The following is a 13,156-nucleotide window of genomic DNA, read 5'->3' on the forward strand; positions in this document are numbered from 1 at the left end:
AGTCTGAAAATGGCTGTCCTTTTCCATTACAACGAAAGGAGCTGAAACGAATTGAAAAAGATTAAGAGCTACACGGGTATCTGGAACGTGGAGAAAGTCTTATACGCAATCAATGACTTCACTCTCCCGTTTCCCGTTACCTTTACCCAGATAACGTGGTTTGTTATCACGGAGTTTGCCGTCATTCTCTTAGGGGACTTACCGCCGTTATCGCTTATCGAGGGGGCGTTTCTGAAATACTTCGGTATTCCCGTCGCCCTCACATGGTTTATGAGCCAAAAGACCTTTGACGGCAAGAAGCCTTACAGCTTCTTGAAATCGCAGATTACGTTTGCCCTGCGACCAAAAGTGACCTATGCAGGAAAAGCCGTGAAGCTGGAAAAGGAAGTGTTCAGCGAACCTGTCACGGCGGTTAGGAGTGTGATGTATGTTCCCGATTAAATATATCGACAACAATCTTGTCTGGAACAAGGACAATGAAGTATTCGCCTACTATGAGCTGATACCGTATAACTATTCTTTTCTGTCAGCGGAGCAGAAGTTTATCGTCCATGACAGCTTTCGCCAGCTTATCGCACAGTCCCGTGAGGGAAAGATACACGCCTTGCAGATAGCGACGGAAAGCTCCGTAAGAAGCATACAGGAGCAGTCAAAAAAGCTGGTAACGGGGCGACTTCGTGATGTGGCGATACAGAAGATAGATGAACAGACGGAAGCCCTTGTTTCCATGATTGGGGACAATCAAGTGGACTACCGCTTTTTTATCGGCTTCAAGCTCATTGTGACAGAGGAAAAAGTGAGCCTTGAAAGCATGAAGAAATCGGCGTTTCTGACATTCAAAGAGTTCTTGAATGAGGTCAACCATACGCTGATGAACGACTTTATCTCCATGCCAGATGATGAAATCAACCGCTACATGAAAATGGAAAAACTGCTGGAAAATAAAATCTCCCGCCGTTTCAAGTTCCGACGCTTGGAGAAGAACGACTTCGGGTATCTTATCGAGCATATCTACGGCAGGGACGGCGTGGCGTATGAGGACTACGAATATTCGCTTCCAAAGAAGAAGCTGAAAAAGGCAACGCTCATCAAGCAGTACGACCTTATTCGTCCGACCCGCTGTCTGATAGAGGAAAGCCAGCGATACATAAGGCTGGAACATGAGGACAGCGAGAGCTTCGTGTCCTACTTTACCGTCAACGCCATTGTGGGCGAGCTGGATTTTCCGTCGTCAGAAATCTTCTACTTCCAGCAACAGCAGTTCACGTTTCCTGTTGATACAAGCATGAATGTAGAAATCGTCGGCAACCGCAAGGCACTTTCCACGGTGAGAAATAAAAAGAAAGAGCTGAAAGATTTGGACAACCACGCCTATCAGTCTGGAAGCGAAACCAGCTCAAATGTGGTGGACGCATTAGACAGCGTGGACGAGCTGGAAACCGATTTAGACCAGAGCAAGGAAAGCATGTATAAACTTTCTTACGTTATCCGTGTGTCCGCTCCCGACCTTGACGAGCTGAAACGACGCTGTGATGAGGTCAAGGACTTCTACGACGACCTCAATGTTAAGTTAGTCCGCCCCGCTGGGGATATGCTGGGGCTTCACTCTGAATTTCTCCCCGCCAGCAAGCGTTACATCAATGACTATGTGCAGTATGTGAAATCGGACTTCTTGGCTGGTCTTGGTTTCGGAGCGACGCAACAGCTTGGCGAGAATACAGGTATCTATATCGGCTATTCCGTAGACACGGGAAGAAACGTCTATTTACAGCCGTCCCTTGCTTCACAGGGTATCAAGGGGACAGTCACCAACGCTCTAGCGTCTGCCTTTGTCGGAAGTCTTGGCGGTGGAAAATCATTCTGCAACAATCTGATTGTCTATTATTCCGTTCTCTTTGGGGGACAGGCTGTCATTCTCGACCCTAAAAGCGAGCGTGGCAACTGGAAAGAAACGCTCCCAGAGATAGCCCATGAAATCAATATCGTCAACCTTACCAGCGACAAGGAAAACGCAGGGCTTCTTGACCCGTTCGTGATTATGAAGAATGTAAAGGACGCTGAAAGTCTGGCGATAGACATTCTCACATTCCTTACGGGGATTTCCTCTAGGGACGGCGAGAGATTCCCTGTCCTTAGAAAAGCGGTGCGAGCCGTGACCCAGAGCGATCAGCGAGGACTACTCCATGTGATAGACGAGCTACGCAGAGAGGACACGGCGATAGCCCGCAACATTGCCGACCATATCGACAGCTTTACGGACTATGACTTTGCACATCTGCTGTTTTCGGACGGTTCGGTGTCTAACGCTATCAGCTTGGACAACCAGCTCAACATCATACAGGTTGCCGACCTTGTTCTGCCAGATAAAGACACGACCTTTGAGGAATACACGACCATAGAACTGCTGTCCGTGGCTATGTTGATTGTCATTAGTACGTTTGCCCTTGACTTTATCCACAGTGACAGAAGCATTTTTAAAATCGTGGATTTAGATGAAGCGTGGGCGTTCCTCAACGTGGCACAGGGCGAAACCCTCTCAAACAAGCTGGTGCGTGCGGGACGTGCTATGCAGGCGGGCGTGTACTTTGTTACGCAATCCTCTGGCGACGTGTCAAAGGAGAGCTTGAAAAACAATATCGGGCTGAAATTCGCTTTCCGTTCTACGGACATCAACGAGATAAAGCAGACCCTTGAATTTTTCGGTATCGACAAGGACGACGAGAACAACCAGAAACGACTTCGTGACTTGGAGAACGGACAATGCCTGCTTCAAGATTTGTACGGACGTGTGGGCGTGGTGCAGATACACCCTGTCTTTGAAGAATTACTGCACGCCTTTGATACCAGACCACCCGTGAAAAGCGAGGTGGAGTGATGAAAGATAGGATAAAGGGGCTTCTGACAAGAAAGAAGCTCTTTCGTTTTTTCAAGATAGCTGTGATAGTCATTTTTACCTCTGTTGTGTTCCTCTCCCTGTTCGGGACGGTGGCTCATGCCACGGGGCTGGTTGATGATACCGTCAATGCGGATAACCTGTATTCGCAGTACCCGCTGGAAAACTACCAGCTTGACTTCTATGTGGACAATAGCTGGGGCTGGCTTCCGTGGAACTGGCTGGACGGTATCGGTAAATCCGTACAATACGGGCTTTACTGTATCACCAATTTTATCTGGACTATCAGCCTGTATCTAAGCAACGCCACGGGGTACGTCGTCCAGCAGGCGTATAAGCTGGACTTCATCAACGACATGGCAGACAGTATCGGAAAGAGCATACAGACCCTAGCGGGCGTGACGGAAAATGGCTTCGGAAGCACTGGCTTCTATGTGGGCTTCCTGCTTCTCATTATCCTTATCGTGGGTATCTATGTAGCCTACACGGGGCTTATCAAGCGAGAAACAAGCAAGGCATTACACGCCGTTATCAACTTTGTTGTGGTGTTCGTGCTGTCCGCTTCCTTTATCGCCTATGCTCCCGACTATATCAAGAAAATCAATGACTTTTCTTCGGACATTTCCACGGCTTCGCTGGATTTGGGGACAAAAATCATGCTCCCCGACAGCGACAGCCAAGGGAGAGACAGCGTGGACTTGATAAGGGACAGCCTGTTTTCCATACAGGTACAACAGCCGTGGCTACTCCTGCAATTTGGAAACAGCGATATAGAGGAAATCGGAGCTGACCGTGTGGAAGCTCTGGTATCGGTCAGTCCGTCAGCAGACGACGGGGCGACCCGTGAGGACGTGGTGAAAACGGAAATCGAGGATAACGACAACGACAATCTGACGATACCGCAGGTCATCAACCGTCTGGGAATGGTGTTCTTCCTGCTCATCTTCAATCTGGGGATAACGATATTCGTTTTCCTGCTTACAGGCATGATGATATTCTCCCAGATATTATTTATCATCTTCGCTATGTTCCTGCCGATTAGCTTTCTTTTAAGCATGATACCCAGCTATGAGAACATGGCAAAACAGGCAATCGTGCGAGTGTTCAATACGATTATGACAAGGGCGGGAATAACGCTCATTGTCACGGTGGCTTTTTCCATTTCCAGTATGTTCTACAACATCTCCACCGATTACCCGTTCTTTATGATTGCGTTCTTACAGATAGTCTGCTTTGCGGGTATCTACATGAAGCTGGGCGACCTTATGAGTATGTTCAGCTTAAACGCTGGGGACAGTCAGAGCATGGGACGCAGGATATTCCGTCGCCCGTACCTGTTCATGCGACACCGAGCTAGGCGTATGGAACACCGTATCGCAAGGGCGGTTGGTGCTGGAAGTGTCGCTGGTGCGGTGGCTGGTACAGTAGCCGGAACTACCATGAATGACGGTTCTGGAAAATCTGTCAGAGCTGGTACGGGAAGAAAAGAACGCCGAGAAAATGCGTCTTTCGGAAGTCGAGCCGGTTCTGCCGTAGGTGCAGTGCTTGATACGAAAAACAAGGTCAAGGACAAGGCAACGGCTGTCAAGGAGAATATCAAGGATATGCCGACACAGACCGCCTATGCCCTGCACTCCGCAAAGGAAAAGGCAAAGGAAAATATGTCCGACTTCAAGCGTGGCATTGTGCAGGGACAGGAAACCAGACAGAGCCAGCGTGCCGACAAACTCCAACAGCACAGACAGAATATCGCTGACAAGCGTATGGAGCTTCAAAAAGCACAGGAAGCAAAACAAGCTGGCAGAACGACGGACGGATCAGCGACAACAGGAGCTACCCGTCCCCATGACAGACCTGTGACCGCTTCTCCTGCTTCTAAGACCGACACAGGGAAAATGCAGGAAGTCAAGCGTCCTGTCACGACCGATAAGGTACATACCGAGCCGACAAAAGCACAGCCTGTCAAGGAGCGTCCGCTTGCTTCTGGTACAGAAAAGAAAACTTCTGAACCTGTATCACAGCCACAGGGACAGCGACAAACCGTAAGACGTACCGTGGAGCAGACAAGCAAGACAGAGCGTACTCTTTCCAGCCAGCAGAAACAGACGAATTACCAGAAAAATCAACAGACCGTGAAGAAAACCACCACAAAGAAAGGACGTAGGAAATGAAGCTGAGACATCTCGCCATTATTGGCAGTCTGTTTCCCTTTCTTCTTGCGATAGTGCTTTTCTTTGGTGTGCTTATCAGTGCCGAGGACGACGACGGGGGCGGTGGTTCTTCCTCATGGGTAACGGGTATGAACCTGTCAGCAGAGGTGTTGAAACATCAGCCTATGGTAGAGAAATACGCTAAAGAGTACGGCATTTCCGAGTATGTCCCCTATCTGCTGGCAATCATACAGGTGGAAAGTGGCGGGACAGCCGAGGACGTTATGCAGAGTTCCGAGAGCATGGGCTTACCGCCTAACTCCCTTGATACGGAAAGCTCAATCAAGCAGGGGTGCAAGTATTTTGCGTCCCTGCTTTCTTCAGTAGAAAGTCAAGGCATAGAGGATATAAACGTCGTGGTACAGTCCTATAACTATGGCGGTGGCTATATCGGCTATGTGGCTAAGAACGGGAAAAAGCACAGCTTCACGCTGGCAGAGAATTTCGCCCGTGACAAGTCTGGTGGGAAGAAAGTCACCTACACGAACCCTATCGCTGTCGCCCGCAATGGTGGCTGGCGTTACGGGTATGGAAATATGTTCTATGTGGAGCTTGTCAGCCAGTATCTCACGGTCAGTCAAGTATCGGGCGAGCTGGCACAGAAGATAATGAATGAAGCTCTGAAATATCAAGGCTGGGACTATGTGTATGGCGGGAGCAACCCTAACACTTCTTTTGACTGTTCGGGGCTGGTTCAATGGTGCTATGGCAAAGTGGGCATTTCCTTACCGAGAACGGCACAGGCACAGTATGACGCTACCCAGCATATCCCGCTTTCACAGGCACAGGCTGGCGATTTGGTGTTCTTCCACAGTACCTACAATGCGGGAACGTATGTAACGCACGTCGGTATCTATGTGGGAAACAATCAGATGTATCATGCTGGCGACCCGATAGGCTACGCTGATTTGAACAATAGCTACTGGCAACAGCACCTTATCGGGGCTGGCAGAATTAAGCAATAGAAAGAAAGGAATGAAAATATCATGTTCAAGAAGAAAGAAAAACCGATAAAAGAAAAGAAAATCCGCACTATGAAAGTGGGGACGCATAAGAAGTCCGTTATTGCCCTCTGGGTGGTGCTTATCGCAAGCGTGAGCTTTGGTGTGTATAAGAATTTTACGGCTATCGACCAGCATACCACCCATGAGGTAGAAACCATACAGCTACGACTTAACGATACCAACGGGATAGAAAATTTCGTGAAGAATTTCTGTAAATCCTACTACACATGGAGCAATAGCAAGGAAGCAATCGAAGCAAGGACACAGGCTATCAGTGCCTATCTGACACAGGAATTGCAGGATTTGAATGTTGATACCGTGAGGACGGATATACCGACCAGCTCCACGGTCACGGACGTACTTATCTGGGACGTGGTACAGTCTGGGGAGAACGCTTTTACTGTTACCTACGAAGTAGATCAGCAGATAAAAGAGGGCGACCAGACAAGAAATGTATCAGAAACCTATACTGTGACCGTTCATGTGGACTATGACGGGGATATGGTGATTATCCAGAACCCGACCCTTGCCCCCGCTATGGAGAAATCCAGCTATGAACCAAAGGCACAGGAAGCAGACAACAGCGTGGACGCTGATACAGCGGGTGACGCTACGGCGTTTCTGGAAACATTCTTCAAGCTGTACCCGACCGCTACGGACAAGGAGCTTGCCTACTATGTAGAGGGAAACGCCCTTGAACCGATAAACGGGGACTATCTCTATTCCGAGCTTGTCAATCCTGTATTCACGGCTGACGGCGACAACGTGAAAGTAAGCGTTGCGGTGAAGTTCATTGACAATCAGACAAAGGCGACACAGGTATCACAGTATGAGCTGACGCTTCATAAAGATAATAACTGGAAGATTATTGGATAAAGTGATAAAGACTTGCAACATACAAAGTATGCTCTGCAAGTCTAATTTCTATTGACAGGGGTAAAATCATCATATATACTATATACAGACCAACGGTTTGTATATGGAGGTGAATTATGGCACGAAATAAATATCCAGAAGAAACAGTAAAGCTAATCTTAGATGTATCAACTAGACTGTTTTCTGAAAAAGGGTATGACGATACTTCATTGCAAGATATTATCAATGAAACAAAACTTTCTAAAGGAGCAATTTATCATCATTTTAGTTCTAAAGAGGATATATTGAAAGCGATTTTTCATCGACTCGGAAATGAAAATGCAGAAATATTTGCAAAAATAAGAGATGATAGTCGCTTAAGTGGAATTGAAAAATTAAGAAAGATATTTCAAACGGCAGTATTCCACTCTAATCAAAGTGTATTACTTACAGTATCTCCCTGTTTGCTGAATAATCCACGATTTTTGGCAATGCAGATTGAACAAATATATGAGCTGATAGCTCCGCAATTTGTAGAACCGATTTTAACAGAGGGTGTTAAGGACGGCTCTATAAATATTGAAAATCCGCATGAAATTGCAGAAGCAATTATGATACTAACAAACGTATGGCTAAATCCTTTGGTTAAAATGACTGACACGGAGGGTATGAAAAAAAGGTGTGATACTTTTAATACTCTTTTAAAAGGATTGGGTATAGACGGCTTGCTTGATAATCAGACAATTTCTGCTTTTGTTCAACTTTGCAATAAGAAGTAATTCATCATTTTAATAGACTGCACACACATTTTAGAAGTGCAGTTTATTTTAAACCATATATAAACCGACGGTCGGTTTAATTCAAAGGAGGATAACCTATGGAAGTAAAAACAAAACTTTTTAGACGTGATTTTACCCTTGTAGTAATTGGACAGATTATATCCCTTTTTGGTAATGCAATTTTGCGTTTTGCCCTACCATATTATCTTTTAAAAGAAACAGGTTCTTCTACTCTTTTTGGACTTGTTACAGCTTGCTCATTTTTACCTATGGTAGTTTTGTCAATGGTAGGTGGCATACTCGCTGATAGGATAAATAAAAGAAATATAATGGTTGGACTGGATTTTAGTACAGCTATTATTATTACGTTGTTCTATTTATCATTGGGGAAACTACCAATGGTTCCATTGTTTATTGTATTTTTAATGCTACTATACGGTATTTCTGGAGCATACCAGCCGTCAGTACAGGCAAGTGTCCCATTACTTGTATCATCAGATAAATTGACTGTTGGAAATGCGGTTATCAATCAGGTAAATACTTTGGCAAATTTTGTTGGTCCGGCTATTGGCGGAATTGTTCTGCAATTTTATGGAATAACGCCTATCTTGATTGCCAGTATTGTATGTTTCACTTTTTCGGCAATTATGGAAATATTCATACATATACCATATCAAAAACGTGTTCGTGAAACAGGAGTTTTTACAGTAGCTAAAAATGATTTAAAAGATAGTTTCAGATTTTTAAGGCACGAAAAACCTATATTTATATCTGTCATTATTTTGGTATGTATTTTTAATCTGGTATTAAGTGCCGTTTTGATTGTTGGCTTACCAATTTTAATTTCAGAAGTATTGGGAATGTCTGATACGTTATATGGATTTTCACAAGCGTCACTTTCTTTAGGTGGATTATGTGGTGGCTTTTTGACGGCAATAGTGGCAGAAAAATTAAAACTTAAAAATTTATATGTTCTTTTATTGATTTGCTCTGCTTCTGTATTTTTAATGGGAATTTCACTTTTACTAGGATTACCAGAAATAATATCTTATTGGGTGATTACGCTAATGTGTTTTGTTGCTATGGGTGTGTCTACATTATTTGTAGTACAAATATATACTGTGGTACAAATGCAAACACCACCAGAATTAGTTGGTAAAATCATGGCAACATTAGTTTCTGTTGCTATGTGTGGTCAGCCGATAGGACAAATGATTTACGGTATTCTATTTGATGTATTTTCTGAAAATGCTTGGATAGTAATGCTTATAGCTTCTATCGCTTCGATTTTAATTACATGGTATTCAAGACAGGTGTTTAAACAATTAGAATACTAATATATGAGGTACAAAAATGAGAATACTAAAAAAGCAGGATATTAAAAATATGCTAAAGGTTGGGGCAAAAGCTAGAGGCGTGTCGGTATCAGAGTTTAGAGCCGAGATACAGGAAAACATTGACAATGCTGTGAATAGTCAAAACCCAGTGGTGCAGAAACATTTTAAAAAGTATTTTGGTAATAAGATACCTACACCAGAAGAATACATTTACACAATCACAAAGAAAACTAAGATTTAAGTGCTTATCCTGCTTCCTGCGGAGCAGATCAGCAGGATAGCTTATGAGAGGAAAAAGAAAACGAGAAGCCTATTTGCTTCCCGTTCCCTTGTATTTCATGATACCGTCAATCGTTCCTTGAATGATTTTGAGTTCTTCATCTGTCAGTTCATCAAGCGATACGTCTATCTGTCTGCGGATTGTAGATTTTTCCGCTTTCTCCTGCGGATAGAAGTATTCATCAACAGAGATATGGAACATTGTCACTAAATCATGAAATAACTGGAAGCTGGGGTGTTTCCCTATATTCTCAATATCTGCGATATGACGTTCTCCGTAAAAGACCTTATCGCCTAAGTCATTACGGGAAAGCCCAGCTTTCTCTCTCGCTTCTCTGATTGCCAGTCCCAGCGGACGGAAATCAAAACTGTGCGTGTCTTTCTTTTTCCTCATTTTAAATCACCTGTCATGAGTTTATACTTCATGGCACATGATTAGAATGTGTTAAAAACGCATATATTATGCGTTAATAATTCATATCAATATTACCTTGACGGTAAATAAAAAAAACCGTTCTGGGGTAATATCTTTTTCCATGTCTTTCAATTTGATTAGGACGGTTTTGGATAACCAGAGCTGTCCTTTTCTTTTGCTCTCACGGTACAGCTCTGAATAAGGGGGTTGTGCTATGATTGCATACCAGCGAATACGCCAGTATTCACAACTGAATAACTGCCTTACAATGGTTATCCAGTCAATACACCTTAAACATGAGTTAAAAATTCATATCGCAAACATAACAAAAACAGTCTGTTGGTACATTCATGTGCTGATTGACTGTTTTTGTTATTTATGAGAAGTTCAATATTTTTTTGAATTTCTTTCTTATACAGGTTAGCAAATCACCCACTCCTGTACCGATGTGGGGCGGAAAGAGGGATAGATACCTTTTACGTCTGGACAGAGAGGGGGTGAGATGATGAAACCGTCTGACTTCCAAAAAACAATCCAGTGTCAGTTTGACTGTAAGCTCAAACGTACTGTTAAGGGCGTTATCTGGAATTATAAAAAGGAATTAAAACGTCGTAAAGATAAAGAAATTCCTTTCTGTGAGCTTCCAGAAATCGTTGTTGAAAAGCTGGCTGTATGGGACGAGTACATGAGTGACTATACCGTGTTTGAGGTATGCGGTGTTGAAATCCGAGTGCTTGATGAAGAACTTTCAGAAGCATTAAAGCAATTATCGGAACGTAACCGTGAAAATCTTCTGATGTACTACTTTCTGGAAATGAGCGATACAGAAATTGCAAAAGCACAGAAAATTTCCAGAGCAGGAGTTTTTAAAAACCGTTATAGAGCTTTACAAAATTTAAAGAAAACACTGACAAAGGAGCGTGAATGAAACATGAAAAAAGGGTACAAACTTCCACCCTATCGACTTATTTCATCTGCTGTGGACGGAAATGAACAGTCTATTGAAAGAATACTGGCATTTTATGACCCGTACATATCAAAATGCTGTTTGCGTCCTCTGTATGATGAATACGGTAATGTTTATATCGTAGTAGATATGGAGCTTAAAGGACGTATCAGAGAAGCTATTATCAAAATGATTTTAGACTTCGATATTGGTACAGTTCCAACAGAAGAATAAAGCAATCATGGCAGGGCATGATTTGTTGAAATCTCCTCTTTCCTGTCCTGCCCTCTGCTTTTACACATGAGAGCCTATGGCTTTCGCCACTGTTCTTTGACAAGTGAATAAAGCAGACAGATACGTTTGTGATACAGCGAGCCACGGGGACTGTACGCCACGACCTTTTCCATAAGGGGAAGCGAGCGACCCATGCAGTGATCCGAGAGTGACCGTTGGAAAAGTCGCTTTGCCACGACCTGTATTCACAGAATAATGATACATCCGCATGGTGCGGTTCTGCCCACAGGAATGGGAATGGCTGAAATGCCAGTGGAGCTTGCCAAAGCCGTCTGTCTGCTTCCATAAGACACACAGTAAAGGGGGTGCATACTTATGAACAATACTGATGTGCCTATCTGGGAGAAGTACACGCTGACGATTGAGGAAGCGTCAAAATACTTCCGTATCGGGGAAAAGAAATTGCGTAAGCTGGCAGAGGAAAACCTCGACGCTGGCTGGGTGATTGTGAATGGAAACCGTGTGCAGATTAAGCGAAAACAGTTTGAAAAAATCATTGATACATTAGACGAAATCTAATGTCAGCGAGCCGTAGGTATGGTATAATAAAGTATAGCGTATCAACGGCTCATTCCTTGACGGAAAGGAGCTTCGCACTATGTCTAATGTAAAGAGAAAAGACAGCAAGGGACGCAATTTACGACTTGGAGAGAGCCAGAGAAAAGACGGAAGATACGTTTACAAATATACCGATATGTACGGGCAACCACAGTTTGTCTATGCTTGGAAACTTGTTCCGACAGACAAGACACCCGCTGGGAAACGTGAAGATTTGTCATTGAGGGAAAAGCAGAAAAAGATTAAGAAAGACCTCGACGACGGTATCAATACCATAGGTGGGAAAATGACAGTCTGCCAGCTCTACGCAAAGAAGAACAGCCAGAGAAAAAATGTGAAACGCAACACAGAAAAAGGTCGCCAGTACCTTATGAAAATTCTGGAAAACGACCCTCTGGGTGCAAGGAGCATTGATACGGTGAAGCTATCGGACGGTAAGGAATGGGCTATGCGAATGTATGAGAATGGCTTTTCCTACAAGACGATTAGCAACTACAAGCGTTCTCTGAAAGCGTCATTCTATATGGCGATTGAGGACGACTGTATCAGAAAAAATCCTTTTAACTTCAAATTGAGCGACGTTCTGGAAGATAATTCAGAACCCAAAGTCATTCTCACGCCAGAGCAGGAAGAAAAATTGCTTGCCTTTATGGAACAGGACAAGACGTACAGCAAGTATTATGATGAAGTGGTTATTCTTCTGGAAACGGGGCTTCGTATCTCTGAATTTTGCGGTCTGACAGTCCATATTGATATGGCGAACCGTATCATCAATGTAGACCACCAGCTATTGAAAGATACTGAAATCGGCTACTACATTGAAACACCTAAGACCAAAAAAGGAGAACGCCAGCTTCCAATGACAGAAAGAGCCTATCAAGCCTTTAAGCGAGTGTTACAGAACAGAGGAAAGGCAGAGCCTATCGTTATCAATGGTTACAGCAATTTCCTGTTCCTAAATCAAAAGGGCTTTCCTAAAGTGGCTGGCAACTACGAAAGTATGTTGCGTGGGCTTGTGAAGAAATACAACAAGACACATAAAGACCAGCTACCAAACATCACACCGCACTCATTCAGACATACCTACTGCACGAACATGGCAAACAAAGGAATGAACCCGAACACCCTGCAATACATCATGGGACATTCAAACATCACCATGACATTAGGGTACTACGCACACGGTACTTTCAATTCAGCAAAAGCAGAAATTGAAAGACTGGCTCTTGCTTCTTAAATCGGTGATTGTACTACTCATTTACTACTTTTGGTTGCATTTTCATGCTGGTAAATGCCAGCTTATGCAGAGTATCTTCCAAAAGGAAAATGCCGATAAAGCCCTAAAATACAGGCTATACCGACATTTACCAGCTTATGAAAAGATAATCAGAAATTTAGTGAGTTTTTAAGTATGAAACCCCATTCTGCTGCCGTACATGCGGTGATTGATTCGGTTCCATTAGCTATAGACTTACCTTGTGGGCAAAGGAAGCAGGTACAAAAAAGCCAAACGGCATTTTTACTACTGAGGCAGGCACACGAAAAGCCGCAAAACTTTTCGTTTATGCGACCTTTCACGTTTTAAC

General features: G+C 43.8%; 13 protein-coding genes. 12 read left to right on the top strand and 1 reads right to left on the bottom strand.

What is annotated here, in order from left to right:
* Nucleotides 1-51 precede the first annotated feature (51 nt).
* From C1712_RS08450 to C1712_RS08485, 8 genes are all read left to right on the top strand, one after another.
* Entirely contained in the window at nucleotides 52-441 is a 390-nt protein-coding gene (locus C1712_RS08450) for a conjugal transfer protein (RefSeq protein WP_070087533.1), read from the top strand.
* Nucleotides 428-2,875 (top strand): conjugal transfer ATPase TcpF, encoded by a 2,448-nt coding sequence (gene tcpF, locus C1712_RS08455; protein ID WP_102268422.1) that lies wholly within the window; start codon nucleotides 428-430, stop codon nucleotides 2,873-2,875. The genes C1712_RS08450 and tcpF overlap by 14 nt, the downstream gene beginning before the upstream one ends.
* Nucleotides 2,875-5,064, top strand: a complete 2,190-nt coding sequence (locus C1712_RS08460) for a CD3337/EF1877 family mobilome membrane protein (RefSeq protein ID WP_087382685.1) — start codon at nucleotides 2,875-2,877, stop codon at nucleotides 5,062-5,064. Before tcpF ends, C1712_RS08460 begins: the two co-directional genes overlap by 1 nt.
* Nucleotides 5,061-6,068 carry a bifunctional lytic transglycosylase/C40 family peptidase gene (locus tag C1712_RS08465; protein WP_077717672.1) on the top strand — a complete coding sequence of 336 codons (1,008 nt, stop codon included), beginning with the start codon at nucleotides 5,061-5,063 and terminating at the stop codon, nucleotides 6,066-6,068. Before C1712_RS08460 ends, C1712_RS08465 begins: the two co-directional genes overlap by 4 nt.
* A gap of 21 nt (nucleotides 6,069-6,089) precedes the next feature.
* Entirely contained in the window at nucleotides 6,090-6,983 is an 894-nt protein-coding gene (locus C1712_RS08470; RefSeq protein ID WP_077717671.1) for a conjugal transfer protein, read from the top strand.
* A 116-nt stretch (nucleotides 6,984-7,099) separates the two neighbouring features.
* Nucleotides 7,100-7,741 carry a TetR/AcrR family transcriptional regulator gene (locus tag C1712_RS08475; RefSeq protein WP_021421707.1) on the top strand — a complete coding sequence of 214 codons (642 nt, stop codon included), beginning with the start codon at nucleotides 7,100-7,102 and terminating at the stop codon, nucleotides 7,739-7,741.
* A gap of 98 nt (nucleotides 7,742-7,839) precedes the next feature.
* Nucleotides 7,840-9,078 (top strand): MFS transporter, encoded by a 1,239-nt coding sequence (locus C1712_RS08480; RefSeq protein WP_021421706.1) that lies wholly within the window; start codon nucleotides 7,840-7,842, stop codon nucleotides 9,076-9,078.
* Between the two features lie 16 nt (nucleotides 9,079-9,094).
* On the top strand, nucleotides 9,095-9,319 hold the full coding sequence (locus C1712_RS08485; RefSeq protein WP_021421705.1) for a hypothetical protein: 225 nt from the start codon (nucleotides 9,095-9,097) through the stop codon (nucleotides 9,317-9,319).
* Between the two features lie 69 nt (nucleotides 9,320-9,388).
* Here C1712_RS08485 and C1712_RS08490 read toward each other — a convergent pair whose 3' ends face one another.
* Nucleotides 9,389-9,751 carry a helix-turn-helix transcriptional regulator gene (locus tag C1712_RS08490; protein ID WP_032509185.1) on the bottom strand — a complete coding sequence of 121 codons (363 nt, stop codon included), beginning with the start codon at nucleotides 9,749-9,751 and terminating at the stop codon, nucleotides 9,389-9,391.
* A gap of 526 nt (nucleotides 9,752-10,277) precedes the next feature.
* On the opposite strand from C1712_RS08490, the gene C1712_RS08495 reads away from it, so the two are divergent.
* The 4 genes from C1712_RS08495 (at nucleotide 10,278) to C1712_RS08520 (ending at nucleotide 12,807) form a co-directional block, all read left to right on the top strand.
* Nucleotides 10,278-10,700 (top strand): RNA polymerase sigma factor, encoded by a 423-nt coding sequence (locus C1712_RS08495; RefSeq protein WP_021421704.1) that lies wholly within the window; start codon nucleotides 10,278-10,280, stop codon nucleotides 10,698-10,700.
* 3 nt (nucleotides 10,701-10,703) lie between these two features.
* The gene (locus tag C1712_RS08500; protein WP_021421703.1) at nucleotides 10,704-10,952 is read left to right on the top strand and encodes a helix-turn-helix domain-containing protein; all 249 of its coding nucleotides are present in this window, start codon (nucleotides 10,704-10,706) and stop codon (nucleotides 10,950-10,952) included.
* A 375-nt stretch (nucleotides 10,953-11,327) separates the two neighbouring features.
* On the top strand, nucleotides 11,328-11,531 hold the full coding sequence (locus C1712_RS08515; protein ID WP_021421702.1) for an excisionase: 204 nt from the start codon (nucleotides 11,328-11,330) through the stop codon (nucleotides 11,529-11,531).
* Nucleotides 11,532-11,610: 79 nt separating this feature from the next.
* Entirely contained in the window at nucleotides 11,611-12,807 is a 1,197-nt protein-coding gene (locus C1712_RS08520) for a tyrosine-type recombinase/integrase (protein ID WP_102268423.1), read from the top strand.
* The last annotated feature ends 349 nt before the right edge of the window (nucleotides 12,808-13,156 follow it).

This window comes from Massilicoli timonensis (genome assembly GCF_900199515.1).
In the GTDB taxonomy this organism is placed as follows: Bacteria; Bacillota_I; Bacilli_A; order Erysipelotrichales; family Erysipelotrichaceae; genus Massilicoli; species Massilicoli timonensis.